The organism is Streptomyces marokkonensis (assembly GCF_008312835.1).
Classification (GTDB): domain Bacteria; phylum Actinomycetota; class Actinomycetes; order Streptomycetales; family Streptomycetaceae; genus Streptomyces; species Streptomyces marokkonensis_A.
This window is the reverse complement of sequence record NZ_VSKS01000002.1, coordinates 562995-581174: the sequence shown is the minus strand read 5'-3', so window position 1 is coordinate 581174 and position 18180 is coordinate 562995. Positions and strand designations below refer to the sequence as shown.

At 71.7% G+C, this 18180-nt stretch carries 16 protein-coding genes; 9 read left to right on the top strand and 7 right to left on the bottom strand.

Translation table 11 applies throughout. From position 1 onward, the window contains the following. Positions 1-37 precede the first annotated feature (37 nt). A complete protein-coding gene (locus F1615_RS05535; RefSeq protein ID WP_149547718.1) occupies positions 38-310 on the bottom strand; it encodes a hypothetical protein in 273 nt (90 codons plus the stop codon). 385 nt (positions 311-695) lie between these two features. Between F1615_RS05535 and F1615_RS05530 the strand changes: the two genes are divergently transcribed. After that, positions 696-1415: an XRE family transcriptional regulator gene (locus F1615_RS05530; protein WP_149547770.1), complete on the top strand. Its 720-nt coding sequence runs from the start codon at positions 696-698 to the stop codon at positions 1413-1415. Between the two features lie 9 nt (positions 1416-1424). Here the strand turns inward: F1615_RS05530 and F1615_RS05525 are convergent, their stop codons facing one another. After that, a complete protein-coding gene (locus tag F1615_RS05525; RefSeq protein ID WP_149547717.1) occupies positions 1425-2450 on the bottom strand; it encodes an ATP-dependent 6-phosphofructokinase in 1026 nt (341 codons plus the stop codon). Positions 2451-2650: 200 nt separating this feature from the next. Between F1615_RS05525 and pta the strand changes: the two genes are divergently transcribed. The 3 genes from pta (at position 2651) to pyk (ending at position 7468) form a co-directional block, all read left to right on the top strand. Further along, positions 2651-4759: a phosphate acetyltransferase gene (gene pta, locus F1615_RS05520; RefSeq protein ID WP_149547716.1), complete on the top strand. Its 2109-nt coding sequence runs from the start codon at positions 2651-2653 to the stop codon at positions 4757-4759. Beyond that, entirely contained in the window at positions 4756-5967 is a 1212-nt protein-coding gene (locus F1615_RS05515) for an acetate kinase (RefSeq protein ID WP_149547715.1), read from the top strand. Before pta ends, F1615_RS05515 begins: the two co-directional genes overlap by 4 nt. Positions 5968-6040: 73 nt before the next feature. Further along, positions 6041-7468 (top strand): pyruvate kinase, encoded by a 1428-nt coding sequence (gene pyk / locus F1615_RS05510; RefSeq protein WP_149547714.1) that lies wholly within the window; start codon positions 6041-6043, stop codon positions 7466-7468. A gap of 90 nt (positions 7469-7558) precedes the next feature. Here the strand turns inward: pyk and F1615_RS05505 are convergent, their stop codons facing one another. From F1615_RS05505 to F1615_RS05485, 4 genes are all read right to left on the bottom strand, one after another. Then, complete coding sequence (locus F1615_RS05505) at positions 7559-8902, bottom strand: hypothetical protein (RefSeq protein WP_149547713.1); 1344 nt, start codon at positions 8900-8902, stop codon at positions 7559-7561. Continuing rightward, a complete protein-coding gene (locus F1615_RS05500) occupies positions 8892-9494 on the bottom strand; it encodes a DUF6114 domain-containing protein (protein ID WP_149547712.1) in 603 nt (200 codons plus the stop codon). Before F1615_RS05500 ends, F1615_RS05505 begins: the two co-directional genes overlap by 11 nt. Positions 9495-9611: 117 nt before the next feature. After that, positions 9612-10247, bottom strand: a complete 636-nt coding sequence (locus F1615_RS05495) for a DUF6230 family protein (RefSeq protein WP_149547711.1) — start codon at positions 10245-10247, stop codon at positions 9612-9614. A 651-nt stretch (positions 10248-10898) separates the two neighbouring features. Next, entirely contained in the window at positions 10899-11876 is a 978-nt protein-coding gene (locus F1615_RS05485) for a tetratricopeptide repeat protein (protein ID WP_149547710.1), read from the bottom strand. 237 nt (positions 11877-12113) lie between these two features. Between F1615_RS05485 and F1615_RS05480 the strand changes: the two genes are divergently transcribed. The 5 genes from F1615_RS05480 to F1615_RS05460 all read left to right on the top strand — a co-directional run bounded on the left by F1615_RS05480 (position 12114) and on the right by F1615_RS05460 (position 16365). Beyond that, positions 12114-12740, top strand: a complete 627-nt coding sequence (locus F1615_RS05480; protein ID WP_149547709.1) for a TetR/AcrR family transcriptional regulator — start codon at positions 12114-12116, stop codon at positions 12738-12740. A gap of 126 nt (positions 12741-12866) precedes the next feature. After that, positions 12867-13679, top strand: coding sequence for an SAM-dependent methyltransferase (locus F1615_RS05475; protein ID WP_149547708.1), 813 nt, complete (start codon positions 12867-12869; stop codon positions 13677-13679). A 60-nt stretch (positions 13680-13739) separates the two neighbouring features. Then, positions 13740-14645, top strand: coding sequence for a LysR family transcriptional regulator (locus F1615_RS05470; RefSeq protein WP_149547707.1), 906 nt, complete (start codon positions 13740-13742; stop codon positions 14643-14645). A 92-nt stretch (positions 14646-14737) separates the two neighbouring features. Further along, entirely contained in the window at positions 14738-15328 is a 591-nt protein-coding gene (locus tag F1615_RS05465) for a cysteine dioxygenase family protein (protein ID WP_149547706.1), read from the top strand. Continuing rightward, positions 15328-16365, top strand: coding sequence for a YeiH family protein (locus F1615_RS05460; protein WP_149547705.1), 1038 nt, complete (start codon positions 15328-15330; stop codon positions 16363-16365). Before F1615_RS05465 ends, F1615_RS05460 begins: the two co-directional genes overlap by 1 nt. Positions 16366-16453: 88 nt before the next feature. Here the strand turns inward: F1615_RS05460 and F1615_RS05455 are convergent, their stop codons facing one another. Further along, the gene (locus tag F1615_RS05455; RefSeq protein ID WP_149547704.1) at positions 16454-18154 is read right to left on the bottom strand and encodes an acyl-CoA mutase large subunit family protein; all 1701 of its coding nucleotides are present in this window, start codon (positions 18152-18154) and stop codon (positions 16454-16456) included. Between the last annotated feature and the right edge of the window lie 26 nt (positions 18155-18180).

Here is an 18180-nt window from a genome sequence, read left to right as displayed (position 1 = left end):
GTAAGCGGCAGCCATCCGGCTCGGTGCAGGCGCACGCTCAGACGCCCTGGGCGTCAAGCTCCCGGTAGGGGTTGCCCTCCGCCGGGGCCACACGCCAATAGGTCTCGACCATGGCCTTGTACTGCCGATGAGCCGGATTCAGGCCCGTGTGTTTCAGCGCCCAGATCTCCACAGGCTCAGGCGAGTCGTCCGACGCCGGCGCTTCTGCCCCACACGCCATGCACAGAGCGGAGTAAATGGCTCGCGGGGCACTCTCGCCAGCTTCCGGTTCCAGCGCCCACTCAGCCGCTTTGATGATCGAACGCGTCACAGATTCCTTCCCCGGCTCCGCCTGTTCACCTCCGCCACCTGGGCGCGAGCCCGGGCCCGACCGCACGCACGCGGTCGGGCCCCGGGCCGTCGTGGTCCGCCGAGGGCGGAGGGCGGATTCGCGCCGCGTGGGCACGCGTCGTCGAAGGCCCTCGGGTCGCGCGGACGTGCGAACCTCGCGCGTGCGGATCACCCCGCCATGGACCCGGACGCGGATACCGGAACACGCATATGCCCGCTGAGCTTGCTGTTCGTGAGTGGGCACGCCGGAGGGCGCCGGAACACCCCTCCGCGCCGAAGCGCCCGACTCGCCGGTAGCCGTACCTTCCTACGATCAGTGATACTGGCCGAACAGACCGTAGTCATCCCCGGTGGACGGGCCTAGCTTGTGGGCCGTGCACCGACCCTCCGCTCGCAGCGACCGTCATCCGCCCCCACCGTTCAACGCCCCCGCCGCGCGCCGGCTGCGGGCCGCCCTGGGCCTGGGCCCGGAGCATGTCGCCCACACCCTGCGCGACTCGTACGGGCTGCCGTACGTCACCCCGGCGCTCGTCGCCGCCTGGGAACGCGGGGCCGCCGCCCCCTCCCATCCCGAACTCAGCGCCCTGGCAGGCGTGTTGTGGTGTTCGCCCGGCGAACTCGTCGGGCGGCCGCGCACCCTGCGCGAGCACCGTGTCGCGCGCGGTCTGGCGCCCGAGGACGTCGCCCGCACGGTCGGCCACGAACTGCACGCGTACCTGCGCATGGAGGAGACGGGCCAGTGGCGCGGCACCGAGCGGCAGTCGGCCGCCCTGGCCCGGATGCTCGCCCTGTCCCTGGCCGACGTCATCACCGTCACCGGACGGGAGGACCGGCTCGCGGAGTTGCTGCGCAGTGCGGCGACGACGCGCTGGCAGGCGTACGTGCGGCCGGTGTCGAAGGTCGCCCCGCTGGAACGGCGGCAGCTCGAAGGGGCGCTCCACCGGCTGCACCGGGACTACCAGGGCCACATGGCCGCCACCCTCAGCTGGGGCGGCGGCCACGGCGACGCGGGCGACAGCGGCCGGGAGTTCCTGGACCGCATCGTCGAGCACTTCTGGACGGCGGTCGAGGACGCGGCCGGGTAGGGGCCCCGTCTAGAAGACGGACTCCGCCTCGTCCATCCGGTCCTTGGGGACCGTCTTCAGCTCGGTGACCGCCTCCGCCAGCGGCACCATCACGATGTCCGTGCCGCGCAGCGAGGTCATCCTGCCGAACTCGCCCCGGTGCGCGGCCTCCACCGCGTGCCAGCCGAAGCGGGTGGCGAGGACGCGGTCGTACGCGGTCGGTACGCCGCCGCGCTGGACGTGGCCGAGGATGACCGGCTTGGCCTCCTTGCCGAGGCGGCGCTCCAGCTCGTACGCCAGGGCCGTTCCGATGCCCTGGAAGCGCTCGTGGCCGAACTTGTCGATCTCGCCCTTGCCGTAGTCCATGGTGCCGTCGGCCGGGTGGGCTCCCTCGGCGACGCAGATGACCGCGAACTTCTTGCCGCGGGCGAAGCGTTCCTCGACCATCTTCACCAGCTGGGCGGGGTCGAAGGGACGCTCGGGCAGGCAGATGCCGTGGGCGCCGGCGGCCATGCCGGACTCCAGGGCGATCCAGCCCGCGTGCCGGCCCATGACCTCGACGACCATCACCCGCTGGTGGGACTCGGCGGTGGTCTTCAGCCGGTCCATCGCCTCGGTGGCGACGCCCACGGCGGTGTCGAAGCCGAAGGTGCGGTCGGTGGAGGAGATGTCGTTGTCGATCGTCTTCGGGACGCCGACCACGGGCAGGCCGGCGTCGGACAGCATGTGGGCCGCGGTGAGCGTGCCCTCGCCGCCGATGGGGATCAGCGCGTCGATGCCGAAGTCGTGGATCATGTCGGAGGCGTTCTCGCAGGCCTCGCGCAGCCGGTCGCGCTCCAGCCGGGACGAGCCGAGGATGGTGCCGCCTCGGGCCAGGATGCCGCTGACCGCGTTGAGGTCGAGCGGGCGGTAGCGGCCGTCCAGCAGACCGGAGTAGCCGTCCTCGAAGCCGATGACCTCGTCGCCGTAGTTGTCGACCGCTCGGTGCACGACCGACCGGATCACTGCGTTCAGCCCAGGGCAGTCGCCGCCTGCGGTGAGGACTCCTATACGCATCTCGCTGTGTCTCCTGGTCGCTGTCGATACCGGTGAGCCGGCTCCGATTGTTTCATGCCCCCGGGGCGGCGCCGACGCCCTGCGCACGGGCGCCCTAGCCAGCGTCGGAGGTATTGTCAAGAGGGATCCGCTCACCTGGGTGGGCGATTTTTGTGGCCCGACGATGCCTCTTGCGGCCCCCGACGAAACGGAGAGCGCGCGTGACCCGCAGCGTGTACGTGACCGGTATCGACCGCGGCGACGGCCGCCAGGTCGTCGAACTCGGGGTCATGGAGCTCCTGACCCGGCAGGTCGACCGGGTGGGTGTGTTCCGTCCCCTGGTGCACGACGGGCCGGACCGCCTCTTCGAACTGCTGCGGGCCCGCTACCGGCTCACGCAGGACCCCGCGACCGTGTACGGCATGGACTACGCGGAGGCGTCCGCGCTCCGGGCCGAGCAGGGCACGGACGAACTGGTGTCCACCCTCGTCGACCGGTTCCACCTGGTCACCCGCGACTACGACGTCGTACTCGTCCTCGGCACCGACTACGCCGACACCCAGTTCCCCGACGAGCTGTCCCTGAACGCCCGGCTCGCCAACGAGTTCGGCGCCTCGGTGATCCCGGTCGTGGGCGCCCGCAAGCAGACCGCCGAGGCGGTGCGCGCCGAGACCCGCAACGCCTACCGCGCCTACGCCACCCTGGGCTGCGACGTGCTCGCCATGGTGGTCAACCGGGTCGCGATCGAGGAACGGGACGAGATCGCCGAGCGGCTCGGCACCCGGCTGCCCGTGCCCTGCTACGTGCTGCCCGACGAGCCCGCGCTCTCCGCCCCGACCGTCTCCCAGATCGCGCACACCCTCGGCGCGAAGGTGGTGCTCGGCGACGACTCCGGCCTCGCCCGCGACGCCCTGGACTTCATCTTCGGCGGCGCGATGCTGCCGAACTTCCTCGCCGCCCTGACCCCTGGCTGCCTGGTGGTCACCCCGGGAGACCGCGCGGACCTGGTCGTCGGCGCGCTGGCCGCGCACAGTGCCGGCACCCCGCCGATAGCGGGGGTGCTGCTGACCCTGGACGAGGTGCCCGGAAAGCGCGTCCTCACCCTCGCCGACCGCCTCGCCCCCGGCACTCCGGTGCTGTCGGTGCCGAGCAACAGCTTCCCCACGGCCGAGCAGCTCTTCTCCCTGGAGGGGAAGCTGAACGCGGCCACCCCGCGCAAGGCGGAGCGCGCGCTCGGCCTCTTCGAGCGGTACGCCGACACCGCGGAGCTCACCCAGCGGGTCTCCGCGCCCAGCAGCGACCGCGTCACCCCGATGATGTTCGAGCACAAGCTGCTCGAGCAGGCCCGTTCCGACCTGCGCCGGGTGGTGCTCCCCGAGGGCACCGAGGAGCGGGTGCTGCACGCGGCGGAGGTGCTGCTGCGCCGGGGCGTGTGCGAGCTGACCCTGCTCGGTGACGTGGACCAGATCCGCAAGAAGGCCGCCGACCTCGGCATCGACCTCGGCGACACCCAGCTGATCGACCCGGCCACCTCGGAGCTGCGGGACTCCTTCGCCGAGCAGTACGCGGCCCTGCGCGCCCACCGGGGCGTCACCGTGGAGCTGGCCTACGACGTCGTCTCCGACGTGAACTACTTCGGCACCCTGATGGTGCAGGAGGGCCTCGCCGACGGCATGGTGTCCGGCACGGTGCACTCCACGGCCGCGACCATCCGGCCGGCCTTCGAGATCATCAAGACCCGCGAGGACGCGCGGATCGTCTCCTCCGTCTTCTTCATGTGCCTGGCCGACAAGGTGCTCGTCTACGGCGACTGCGCGGTCAACCCCGACCCGGACGCCGAACAGCTCGCCGACATCGCCGTGCAGTCGGCGGTCACCGCCGCCCGGTTCGGGGTGGAGCCGCGGATCGCGATGCTGTCGTACTCGACGGGTACGTCGGGGTCCGGCGCCGACGTCGACAAGGTGCGCACCGCCACCGAGCTGGTCCGCTCCCGCCGGCCGGATCTGCGGATCGAGGGGCCGATCCAGTACGACGCGGCGGTGGAGCCGTCGGTCGCGGCGACCAAGCTGCCGGGTTCCGAGGTGGCCGGGCAGGCGACGGTGCTGATCTTCCCCGACCTGAACACCGGCAACAACACCTACAAGGCCGTGCAGCGCTCGGCCGGCGCCATCGCCGTCGGCCCGGTGCTCCAGGGTCTGCGCAAGCCGGTCAACGACCTGTCCCGGGGCGCCCTGGTGCAGGACATCGTCAACACCGTCGCCATCACGGCGATCCAGGCCCAGTCCCCGGCCCCGTCCCCGGCCCCGAGCGAGAAGGCAGCCGCCCAGTGAGCCCGTCCCGTGTCCTCGTCCTCAACTCCGGCTCCTCGTCCGTGAAGTACCAGCTGCTGGACATGGACGCCGGCCGCCGGCTGGCCGCCGGGCTGGTCGAGCGGATCGGCGAGCGGACCTCGCTGGTCCGGCACACCCCGCTCGCCCCGGGCGGACGGACCCGGGAGCGGACCGGCCAGGTCGCCGACCACGACGCCGCGCTGAAGGCGATGGCCGGGGAACTGGCCGCCGACGGGCTGGGCCTCGACTCCCCCGAGCTGGCCGCGATCGGCCACCGGGTGGTGCACGGCGGGATGCACTTCACCGAGCCGACGGTGATCGACGACCGGGTCCTCGCCGAGATCGAGCGGCTGATCCCGGTGGCGCCGCTGCACAACCCGGCCAATCTGACCGGCATCCGCACGGCCATGACGCTGCGCCCCGACCTGCCGCAGGTGGCGGTCTTCGACACCTCCTTCCACACGACGATGCCGGAGTCGGCCGCCCGGTACGCGATCGACGTGAGGACCGCCGACGAGCACCGCATCCGCCGCTACGGCTTCCACGGCACCTCGCACGCGTACGTCTCCCGGGAGACGGCGACGCTGCTGGGCAGGGCGCCCGAGGAGGTGAACGTCATCGTGCTGCACCTGGGCAACGGGGCGTCCGCATCGGCCGTGCGCGGCGGGCGCTGCGTGGACACCTCGATGGGGCTGACGCCCTTGGAGGGGCTGGTGATGGGTACGCGGTCCGGAGACATGGACCCGGCCGTCATCTTCCATTTGATGCGTGTTGGCGGAATGTCCGCCGACGAGATCGACACTCTCCTCAACAAGAAGAGCGGTCTGGTCGGGCTGTGCGGGGACAACGACATGAGGGAGATCCGGCGCCGGATCGACGAGGGCGACGAACAGGCGAAGCTGGCGTTCGACATCTACATTCACCGTCTGAAGAAGTACATCGGTGCCTATTACGCCGTTCTCGGACGGGTGGACGCGGTGGCCTTCACCGCCGGGGTCGGCGAGAACGCCGCTCCGGTGCGGGAGGCGGCCGTGGCCGGCCTCGAGGGGCTGGGGCTGGCGGTCGACGGCGAGCGCAACGCCGTGCGCGGCGGAGGACCGCGGCTGATCTCGCCCGACGGCGCGCGGGTCGCGGTCGCGGTGGTACCGACGGACGAGGAAATGGAGATCGCGCAGCAGACATACGCACTGGTCGGAAAGAACAACTGAGCAGGCAGAACCTCATTTGTATTTTCCGCCAGACGGAATATTCCGTAGCGAAACAAACCGTTAGGATCGCCCCATGCGCCGTTCGAAAATCGTCTGTACTCTCGGCCCCGCGGTCGACTCCCACGAGCAGCTTGTCGCCCTGATCGAAGCCGGCATGAACGTGGCCCGCTTCAACTTCAGCCACGGCTCGCACGCCGAGCACCAGGGCCGGTACGACCGGGTCCGTGCCGCCGCCAAGGAGACGGGCAGGGCCATCGGCGTCCTGGCCGACCTCCAGGGCCCGAAGATCCGCCTGGAGACCTTCGCGGAGGGTCCCGTCGAGCTGGTGCGCGGTGACGAGTTCACCATCACCACCGAGGACGTCCCGGGCGACAAGACGATCTGCGGGACGACCTACAAGGGCCTGCCGGGTGACGTCTCCCGCGGCGACCAGATCCTGATCAACGACGGCAACGTCGAGCTGAAGGTGCTGGACGTCGACGGCCCCCGGGTGAAGTCGATCGTCATCGAGGGCGGTGTCATCTCCGACCACAAGGGCATCAACCTGCCCGGCACGGCCGTGAACGTGCCCGCGCTGTCCGAGAAGGACATCGAGGACCTGCGGTTCGCCCTGCGGATGGGCTGCGACCTGGTCGCGCTGTCCTTCGTCCGGGACGCCAAGGACGTCGCCGACGTGCACCGGGTGATGGACGAGGAGGGCCGCCGGGTCCCGGTCATCGCCAAGGTGGAGAAGCCGCAGGCGGTGGAGAACATGGAGGACGTCGTGGCGGCGTTCGACGGAGTGATGGTCGCCCGCGGTGACCTCGCCGTCGAGTACCCGCTCGAGAAGGTTCCCATGGTCCAGAAGCGCCTGATCGAGCTGTGCCGGCGCAACGCCAAGCCGGTGATCGTGGCGACCCAGATGATGGAGTCGATGATCACCAACTCCCGGCCGACCCGCGCCGAGGCCTCCGACGTGGCCAACGCGATCCTGGACGGCGCCGACGCGGTGATGCTCTCGGCGGAGTCGAGCGTGGGCGCGTACCCGGTCGAGACCGTGCGGACGATGTCGAAGATCGTCCAGGCGGCCGAGCAGGAGCTGCTGTCCAAGGGCCTGCAGCCGCTGGTGCCGGGCAAGAAGCCGCGCACCCAGGGCGGTTCGGTGGCCCGCGCCGCCTGCGAGATCGCCGACTTCCTCGGCGGCAAGGGCCTGGTGGCCTTCACCCAGTCCGGCGACACGGCCCGGCGGCTGTGCCGCTACCGCGTCGCGCAGCCGATCCTGGCGTTCACCACGGACGAGTCGACCCGCAACCAGCTGGCGCTCAGCTGGGGCGTGGAGCCGCACGTCGTGCCGTTCGTGAACAGCACCGACGAGATGGTCGAGCTGGTGGAGCAGGAACTGGTCAAGCTGCACCGCTTCAACGAGGGCGACACCGTGATCATCACCGCGGGTTCGCCCCCCGGCGTCCCCGGCACCACGAACATGGTCCGCGTCCACCACCTGGGCGGCGCGTCCGCCTGACCCGCACCGCCCGTGCACACGCCGAGGGCGCCCCCTGCGGACAGGGGGCGCCCTCGGCGTGTGCGGCTCCCGGAAGGGTCCGGCGGGCGCTCAGTCGGTGACGTACTGGTGCAGCCCGGGCACGTGCAGCGTTCCGCCGAACTGGCCGGCCTGCTGCACCTTCACGTTGGTGAAGTAGATCAGCGGGATGTTGAGCGGCGGCGGGTGCTCCGGGTCGAACGTGATCGGGATCAGTCCGAGCAGGTTGCCGGAGATGCTCTCCGTGTACATCACGGTGTCGCCGTCGCGGATGGTGGACGTCGACCCCTTGGCGGCCTGCACGTGGTAGGTCTTGCCGGACTGCTCGTCCTTGACCGTCTGGTGCAGGTCCCCGATGTCGGTGCCGTCGGATATGACGTACTTCAGCACCTTCTTGGTGGTACCGCTCGCCGTCCGTACCTCGACGATGCCCTTGTAGTCGGCGCCCTTCAGCAGCAGCGAGCTGGCGTTCAGGAACCACGGCTCGTCGGGCAGCGGGACGTTGTTGTCGACCCCGCCCTCGGCGTCCGTGGCGACCGGGCAGTCCTCGAGGTCGGCGCCGGACGTCTCCGAGGGGCTCGGCGAGGCGGTGGCCCCGGGAGTCCCGGTCGCCTCCGCGTTGGGCTCCTCCGCCTTCTCCTCGGCGGCCCCGGCCACGGGCGACGCCGTGCCGGCCACGTCCTGAGCCGTTTCCTCCGCCGTGTCCTTCGCCTCGGTGGCCGCCTTCCCGGCGGTCTCCTCCGCGGCGCCGGCCGTCTCCTCGGCGGCAGGCTCCCCGGCGGCCGGGGCGGAGGCGGTCGGGGTGGGGCTCGGGGCCGCCTCCTCCTTCTCCTCCCCGGGGGTGAAGACGTCCTTGATGGCGTCCCCGATGTCCTCGAGCAGATTGCGGTCGGTCTCCGAGGGGGCGGGCGCGGGCTCGGCCTGCTCCTCGGCGGCCTGTGCGCCCGCGGTCGCGGAGGGGGTCGGCGTGGGCTCGGGCCCGTCGTCGGAACCTGAATCCGGCGAAGAGTCCGTTGCCTTGTCCGAGCCCGCGTCCGGCGTCTCCTGCGCGGGGGCCGAGGGGGTCGGCTCCGCCGAGGGCTCCTCGTCCGGGGAGGCGCTCCCGCTCGTCGTGGCGGACGGCGTGGGCGACGCGGTGGCGTCCCCCTTCTCGGCCTCCTCGATGGCCTCCAGGCACTCCTTGAACTCGTCGGCCGTGAGGTTCTTCGACGACGGCTGGTCGTCGGCCTGGGCGAGCGTCGGGGTGAAGCCCATTCCCATGAGGACCGCGGTCGGCATCGCCGCGATGGCGATCGCCTTCCCGGCCGGCACGTGGAACCTGGTGAACAGCGGCTTCTTGGGTGCCGCGTGGCGCGGCCCGGTTCTCACACGGGACTTGTCCACCTCAGTCCCGTGGGTCACCTCGTCAGCCGGCACTGTGCCTCCCGTTCGCCCCGTTCGCCGGGCTCGTTCCTGACAGATCGTTCTCCCCCAGGACCTCGTGGCCCTGGGAGGGACCCGCATCGCCCGTCGCCGCGGCGCCCTCGACGGGTTCCAGGGCGGTGGTGTCGGCGATCGCGCCCTGCGGTGTGCCGTCGTGGCCGTTCCCGTCCGCCGGCGGCTCCTGCTCAGGCGGCGTGCCCGGCGCCCACGACACGGCCATCGCTCCGCCCACCAGGGAGAGGAGGAAGCCGATCAGGAAGCCGCCGATGTTGGACACGGGGATGGACACGAGCGCCAGCAGGATCGCCGCGACACCCGCGAAGACCCGGACGTGCTTCTGGAACCAGAGGCTGACGCCGAGGACGACGAGCAGTACACCGATGATCAGGGACCCGGCGCCCGCGGTGGTCGCCATCGCCAGCGTCAGGTGCCCGATCTGGAGGTTGGCGTACGGGAAGTAGGCGATGGGGAGTCCGCCGAGCATGACGAACAGCCCGGCCCAGAACGGCCGTTCGCCCCGCCAGGCGCGGAACTGCAGCCTGCGGCGGGTGAACTGGCCGGCGGCGGCAGGAGTCTCGGCGCTCATGGAAAACAGCTCCCTGGTACGGCTTTGCTGTGGTGGTGATGTGCGCCGCGCGTGAAGGCGCGGCGGGAAGGTGGACGGGCGGGGGCGCCACCGGCTCCCCCGCCCGTCAGCGAGTGCTTAGTAGCACTCCTTGACACCCGTCGAGAGCGACATCTTCAGACCGCTGAGCTTGAAGGTTCCGGCGGTGGTCGCCCACGCCGTCTGCTTCACGTCCTTCAGGACGGCCTTCTCGGCCTGCTGGGCGAACCCGTAGGGGTTGGCCTGCTCGCCGCCGCCCTTCATGCCCGGACCCTTGCTGGCGTCCTTGGCGGCCACACCGATGTCGATGTTCGTGAACGTCGCATCGGCGTTCAGGTCGGCGACGTCGATGTAGAGGTTCTTGGCCTCGACCGGCTCGGCACCCTGGCCGGCGCGCAGGATCAGGCTGACGTTCCCGAGCACCGGAATGTTCGGGGTGACGACCGACTGGCACAGGCTCTTGATGGTCGCGGACTTGAACGCCGAGACCGCGACGGGGTGAACCGTCTTCTGACCGGAGAGGGTGTACCCCTCGTCAAGGGCGCCGTACTGCGAGAAGCCCGTACCGACCAGCTCGTCCGTGGTGACCTTGAACGACTGGCCCGACACGCTGAACGACGCCGCGAGGGCGCCCTGCGCGAGGGCGACACCTATGCACGCCGTGGCGGCGACGCTGGGCACCATGACCACAGCGAACCGCTTCCATCTGGTCCCGCCACGCACCTGGGACTCCATATTTCCTCCTTCTCGGACGTACATCTCCTGACCTGACTCGCCGCCATGAACGGTGGCTCAGCCGGGCAGGGATGGGAGAAGTGCTACGTCCTCGGGAAGGAGAGCGCCCGCGCTCGGCGGCGCGGAAGAACGCGCCCGAATCACCGGCGATCACCCCCGAGCGACAACCACTGGTCGCGCCTGACACGCATCACGCACAACCCTGCTGGACAGGCTTCGCCGCACGGGCGAAGACCCCCCTGTCCTGGAACCGGCGTCACTGCCGCCGGTTCCGCTCGGTGGGGACCCAGGAGTTCCCGCGGCCCGACCGGCTGTCGGGGTACGGGTAATGGACCGAGCGTGGCCGATCGTGGTGCATTCTCGCCGCCCGCACAAGGGGGTTCGTTACTCGCTAGTAACGGCCGGATAACCGTGCAACGGCCCGCCGGTCCCGCTCAGCGACGCTCGGTGCACCGAAGGTGCCGTACAAAACTGTTGATCAATGGACAGAAACCGACAGATCAACGCCTGCGACTTACTCGCAGTAACAGCGGCCGCGATTACCAAGTTTTGGTAAAGCGCGGCCGCACCGACCTCCATGAGCCAATCCGTAACACGGGCCCCACGGGCCCGGCCGACCGGCAAACCAGCCCTAACCGGGCGCGGGTCCGATCAGAACAGCGCCCGCGCCAGCGCCCGGCGCGCGGCGATCACGCGCGGATCCTCGGCGCCGACCACCTCGAACAGCTCAAGGAGCCGCACCCGTACGGCGTCGCGGTCGTCGCCCGCGGTGCGCCCCACCGTCTCGATGAGCCGGCCGAAGGCGTCCTCGACGTGGCCTCCCACCAGATCCAGGTCGGCGGCGGCGATCTGCGCGGCGGCGTCCCCCGGCTTGCCGGCGGCCTCCTTGCGCACCTGCTGCGGGTCGAGGCCCTGCACCCGCTGGAGCAGTTCGGCCTGGGCGAGACCGAGCGTGGCCTCCGGGTTGCCCGGGTCGTCGGCGAGCACGTTCTTGTACGCCTGGACGGCACCGGCGAGATCACCGCTGTCCAGGGCCCGCACGGCGGCCTCCAGCAGGGCGTCGTAGGGCCCGGCGGTCTCCGCCGGGGCGGCCGTCACTCCCCCGCCCGGCTCCGCGTCGGGGTCGACGGTGAGACCGGTCAGGCCGAAGCGCTGCTCGCCGACCTGCACCAGCTGGTCCAGGGTCTGCCGGATCTGGGCCTCGCCCGCGGCCCCCTGGAAGAGCGGCAGCGCCTGCCCGGCCACCACCGCGAAGACGGCCGGGATCCCCTGGATCCCGAACTGCTGCATCAGCATCTCGTTGGCGTCGACGTCGATCTTGGCGAGCAGGATGCGCCCGTTGTACTCGACGGTGAGCCGCTCCAGGACGGGGCTCAGCTGCTTGCAGGGCTCGCACCACTCGGCCCAGAAGTCGATGACGACCGGGACCTCGGTGGACCGCTGCAGAACGTCGCGCTCGAAGCCGGCCTCGTCGACGTCGATGACGAGATCGGCCGGGGAGACGGCACCCCCGCCGCCCTGCCGGGCCGTTTCGGCGCGCGCCTGCTCCGCCTTCGCCTTGGCCTCCTGGGCCGCCTTCACCGCGGCGAGGTCGACGACTCCGCTCATGGACATGTTCCGTGGCTGCATGCGCCTATCCTCCCCCGTACTGCGCGCGTGTGTGAAAAGCACCCGGGAAACCCAGGCGTACGTGTGGTGTTGGCGCCGGGTCCCCACCCCGCGCCGGTGGTCGTCGCTCGGGCACGCCGGTCACGGGTGCTTTCGCTACGAGCCGTAGCGTAACTCCGATAGGGGCCCGCGCGGCACCCCGCCCCCGTGATCTCTCTCACCACCGACCGCCCGGTATCCGCCGGTTATCGTCGTGCCATGCAGAGCCGCACCCCAGCCAGTCGCACCGGACGCCCGCGCAGCGCCGCGGCGGACGCCGCGATCCTGGCCGCGACGCGTCAGGCTCTGGTCGAACTCGGGTGGTCCAGGCTCACGCTGGGGGACGTGGCGGTCCGTGCCGGGGTCGCGAAGACGACCCTGTACCGGCGCTGGGCGGGCAAGAACGAACTGGTCGTGGACGCGGTCGCGGAGCTCTTCGACGAGCTGAGCCTGCCCGACCGCGGCTCCCTGGCCGCCGACATCGAGGGCGTGGTGCTCCAGTTCGCCGCGATCCTGGCCCGCCCGGAGGCCAGGAGCGGGCTGATGGCGGTGGTCGCCGAGGCAACCCGCGACGACGCCCTGCGCGAGCGCATCCGCGCCTCGATCGTCGACCGGCAGAAACGTCTGGTCCTCGCGGGCCGCGCCCGCGCCCAGGAACGGGGCGAGCTGCCGGCCCAGCCGGACGCCGATGCGGCGGCCCGCACGGTCGACCTGATCTTCGACATGGTGGCCGGCGCGGTGGTGCACCGCACGCTGGTCAGCGCGGAGCCGGCCGACGAGGAGTGGGTGCACGGCCTCACCCGGGTCCTGTTGTCGGGCCTGGCCGCCGCCCCCGGACCCGGGTGACGCTCAAACGGCCGTGAACCGGCCACGGTCGGCCGGTAGTCGCCTGTCGCCGGCCCCGGCGCCCTGCGAGGATCGTGATCATCCCCACCGGGACATACGGGACACCGAGCGGCCAGGGAGGCGCACATGACCGGGACCGAACCCCTCGCCGCACGGATCGACACCTCCAGGCCGCACCCGGCCCGGGTCTACGACTGGTTCCTCGGCGGCAAGGACAACTACCCCGTCGACGAGGAACTGGGCCGCCGGATCATGAGCCTCGACGGCACCGCCCGGCACGTCGCCCGCACCAACCGCTGGTTCATGCAGCGCGTCACCCGGTGGCTGGCCGGCACGGCGGGCGTCCGGCAGTACCTGGACATCGGCACCGGCATCCCCACCGAACCCAATCTGCACCAGCTGGCCCAGCGCGTCGCGCCCGAGTCCCGCGTCGTCTACACCGACAACGACCCCATCGTCCTGAAGCACGCGGAGGCGCTGCTGCGCAGCACCCCCGAGGGCGTCACCGCCTACGTGCAGGCCGATGTGCGCGAGCCGGAGCGCATCCTGCGGCAGGCCCGCGAGAGCCTGGACCCCGGCCGTCCGGTGGCCCTGTCCCTCGTGGCGCTGACGCACTTCCTCGGCGACGCGGACGACCCCTACGCCCTGGTGGCGCGCCTCGTCGACGGTCTTCCCCCCGACAGCTACCTGGTGCTGTCCCAGCTCACCGCCGACTTCGACCCGGAGGCGGTCGGCCGCGGGGTGGCGATGTACGAGGCGGGCGGCGTCACCCTCGCACCCCGCACGCGTGCGGAGATCGCCCGCTTCTTCGAGGGGCTGGAGCTCGTCGAGCCCGGCCTCGTGCAGGTGACCGACTGGCATCCCGAGCTCGCCGTCGGGGAGAGCACCGACGAGAACGCCGTGATCTCGCTGTACGGGGCGGTGGCCCGCAAGCCGTGAGGGGCACGGCCCGGACGGGCTGGCGGCAGCGGCCCCCCAAAAGCTGCTTATGATGCCCCGGTGTTCGATTCCCGGCACATCAAGACGTTCCACGAGGTGGTCAGGACCGGCTCCTACTCGGCCGCCGCGCGTGCCCTCGGCTACACCCAGCCGGCGATCACACAGCAGATGAAGGCCCTGGAGCGGGACACCGGCTCCGCCCTGTTCGTCCGGGTGGGCCGCGGCCTGCGGCTCACCGAGGCCGGTGAGGCACTGGCCCGGCACTCCTCCACCATCCTCGACGCCATGTCCGCCGCCCAGGAGCAGATGAACGCCCTCACGCGGCTGCGCGCCGGACGGGTCCGGCTGTGCGCCTTCCCCAGTGCCAACTCCACCCTCGTCCCCGAGACCCTGGCCCGGCTGACGGTCGACCACCCCGCCCTGCGCGTCGACCTGCTGGAGAACGAGCCGCCCGAGTCGCTGCGGCGGCTCACCCGGGGCGAGTGCGACATAGCACTGGCGTTCACCTATCCCGGACTGCACGAACAGGTGCCGGAGGGGCTGGTGGAGATACCGCTCCTGGAGGACCAGCTGACCGTGCTGCTGCCGGCCGGGCACTCGCTGGCCCGGCGGCGGGCGGTCCGGCTCACCGATCTGGCCGGGGAGCGCTGGATCGCCGGCTGCCCGCGCTGCCGGGCCAACCTGCTCCACGAGTGCGCGGAGGAGGGGTTCGTCCCCGACGTCGCCTTCATGACCGACGACAACCTCGCCGTGCAGAGCCTGGTCGCGGAGGGGCTGGGGGTGGCCATGCTCCCCTCGCTCGTCCTGAACTTCATGCGCCACCCGAAGGTCGCCGGCCGGCCGCTCCGTCCCCTCTCCCGGCGCAAGATCTCCGCCTACGTCCTGCCCGAGCACCTGCGCATCCCGGCGACGGCACGCGTCCTGGACCGGTTGAAGGCGGTCGCCGCCGCCAAGGACGGCTGCTGACCACCGGAGCACGCCGACCCATAAGCGGCGCTTGGGAAAGGCGAAGAAATCCGCGTTGGACGTAATGCGTCCGTCCGGCGGACGCTCCCGGTATGCCTTCCGCCCCCACTGCCACGAGCCTCCCGGGCGCCTTCACGGTCCCGCGCCCCACCGCACGCCTCGCCGCCCTGATCGCGGACGTCCGGGGCACCGTCGGACGCGGACTGCCGCCCGACCCCACGGCCCACCTCGTCGCCGAGTGCCTCGCCCCGCACCTGGGCGCCCCCGACCTGCTCACCCCCGAGCAGTGCGAGAGCGACCCGGCGCGCTACCGGCAGCACCTGCTGCACGCCGAGCACGACGGCAGCTTCTCCCTCGTCGCCCTGGTCTGGCTGCCCGGCCAGAGCACCTCCGTGCACGACCACATCGCCTGGTGCACCACCGGTGTCCACGAGGGCCGGGAGCACGAGCGGCGGTACCGGCTGCTGCCGGCCACCGGCCCGGACACCGGTCCACGGCTCGTCGCCACCGCCGACGTGGTCAACGAGCGCGGCGAGGTCTGCGGCTTCGCCCCGCCCGGGGACATCCACCGGGTCTGGAACGGCGGCCCCGGCACGGCGATATCCCTGCACGTCTACGGCGCCGACATATCCCGCTCCGGCACCAGCGTCCGCCGCGTCTACCCCCAGCCGGCCGACCGCTGATGGCGCTGCTGAGGGAACGGTCCGCCGCACCGGCCGCGGGCGGGCCGGCCGCCACCCGCGGGCACGGACTCGCCCTCGCGGCGCTCGGGGTGGCCGTCGCCTGGGGCGTGCACCGGGTCGTGCCGGGCGTGCCGATGCTCACCGCCGCCGTCGTGCTCGGCGTCGCGGCCGCACATCTGCCCCGGCTGCGGGCCGTCGTACGGACCACCGCGCGGCCGGGGCTGTCGTTCGCGGGGAAGCGGCTGATGCGGGCCGGGATCGTGCTCCTCGGGCTGCGGCTCGCCTTCGACGACGTCCGCGCCCTGGGCTGGGCCACCGTCCTCATGGTGCTCGGCGTGGTGACGGTCACCCTGCTGGGCACCTGGTGGCTCGGCAGACGGCTGGGCCTGCCCGGTGACCAGCCCCTGCTGATCGCCGCCGGGTACGCGGTGTGCGGGGCGTCGGCGATCGGCGCGGTGGGCGAGGCCCGGGGCAGCGACGAACGGGACGCGGCCACCTCGGTCGCCCTGGTCACCCTCTGCGGGACGCTCGCCATCGCGGTACTGCCACTGCTGCAGGGCGTCCTCGGGCTGAGCGACGCGGAGTTCGGACGCTGGGCCGGGGCGAGCGTGCACGACGTCGGGCAGGTGGTCGCCACCGCGCAGACCGCGGGCGGCGCGGCGCTCGGCGAGGCGGTGCTGGTGAAGCTGATGCGGGTGGCGCTGCTCGCCCCGATCGTCGCCGCGGTCGCCCTGGGCGTCCGGCGCGGCAGGGGGCGCGGGGCGGGCGCGGCCCGGGTGCCGCTGGTCCCGCTGTTCGTCGTCGGCTTCCTCGCCGCCGTGGCGCTGCGCAGCACGGGTCTGCTGCCCGCGCCGGCCCTGGACGCGGCCCACGCCGCCCAGGAACTCCTGCTCGCCGCCGCCCTGTTCGGCCTGGGCAGCGCGGTCGACCTGCGCACCCTGACCCGCACCGGGACCCGCGTCGCCGTCCTCGGCCTGTGCGCGTGGGCGGTCGTCGCGGGACTGTCGTACGCCGGGGTGCTGCTGACGTCCGGCTGACGCCGGCGCCGCGCCCGCACACACGTCCGGCAGGCACCGTGTCCGTCGACACCGTGCCTGCCGGACCGGTCCGGGGAGGAGCCGGGGCTCAGAAGCCGGCGGGCTCCGTGTACACGCCCCACTCGTCGCGCAGGACGCCGCAGATCTCGCCGAGCGTCGCCTCCGCGCGTACGGCGTCGAGCATCGGCTCGATCATGTTGGCGCCGGAGCGTGCCGCCGCGATCATGGCGTCGAGCGCGCCGCGCACCTTCGCGTCGTCGCGGGCGGACCTGCGCTCGCCCAGGAGGCGGACCTGTTCGCGCTCCACCTCGTGGCTGACCCGCAGGATCTCCAGGTCGCCGGTGACCGACCCGGTGTGGACGTTGACGCCCACGACCCGCTTGTCGCCCTTCTCCAGCGCCTGCTGGTAGCGGAACGCCGACTCGGCGATCTCGCCGGTGAACCAGCCGTCCTCGATGCCGCGCAGGATGCCGGAGGTGATCGGCCCGATCGGGTGCCGCCCGTCCGGGTGGGCGCGCAGGCCCCGCTCCTTGATCTGCTCGAAGATCTTCTCGGCGTCCGCCTCGATCCGGTCCGTGAGCTGCTCGACGTACCAGGAACCGCCCAGCGGGTCCGCGACGTTGCCGACGCCGGTCTCCTCCATCAGCACCTGCTGCGTGCGCAGGGCGATCTCGGCGGCCTGCTCGCTGGGGAGCGCGAGGGTCTCGTCGAGGGCGTTGGTGTGGAGGGAGTTCGTCCCGCCGAGCACGGCGGCCAGCGCCTCCACGGCGGTCCGTACGACGTTGTTGTAGGGCTGCTGCGCGGTCAGCGATACACCGGCGGTCTGGGTGTGGAACCGCAGCCACTGCGCCTTCTCGCTCTTCGCGCCGTACACGTCCCGCATCCAGCGCGCCCAGATCCGCCTGGCCGCGCGGAACTTCGCGATCTCCTCGAAGAAGTCGACGTGCGCGTCGAAGAAGAAGGAGAGGCCGGGGGCGAAGACGTCGACGTCGAGGCCGCGGCTGAGCCCCAGCTCGACGTACCCGAAGCCGTCCGCGAGCGTGTACGCCAGCTCCTGCGCGGCCGTCGCCCCGGCCTCGCGGATGTGGTAGCCGGAGACCGACAGCGGCTTGTAGGCGGGGATGCCGGCCGCGCAGTGCTCCATCAGGTCGCCGATGAGACGCAGATGGGGCTCGGGCTGGAAGAGCCACTCCTTCTGCGCGATGTACTCCTTGAAGATGTCCGTCTGCAGCGTGCCGTTGAGCACGGCGGGGTCGACGCCCTGCCGCTCGGCGGCGACGAGGTACATGCAGAAGACGGGCACGGCGGGCCCGCTGATCGTCATCGACGTGGTGACGTCACCGAGCGGGATGTCCCGGAACAGCACCTCCATGTCGGCCGCCGAGTCGATCGCCACCCCGCAGTGCCCGACCTCGCCCAGCGAGCGCGGGTCGTCGGAGTCGCGGCCCATGAGCGTCGGCATGTCGAAGGCGACGGACAGGCCGCCCCCGCCGTTGCCGAGGATCATCTTGTACCGCTCGTTGGTCTGCTCGGCGTTCCCGAACCCGGCGAACTGCCGGATGGTCCAGGTCCGCCCCCGGTAGCCGGTCGGATACAGACCGCGGGTGAAGGGGTACTCACCCGGCCAGCCGATCCGCTCGAACCCCTCATAGGTGTCCCCGGGCCGGGGACCGTACACCGGCTCCACGGGATCGCCGGAGAGCGTGGTGAAGTCTGCGTCGCGCTTGCGTGCGGCGTCGTACCGGGCCTGCCAGCGTCGGCGGCCCTCCTCGATGGCGTCAGCGTCCATGCCATCAAATTTACTAGGACGTCCAA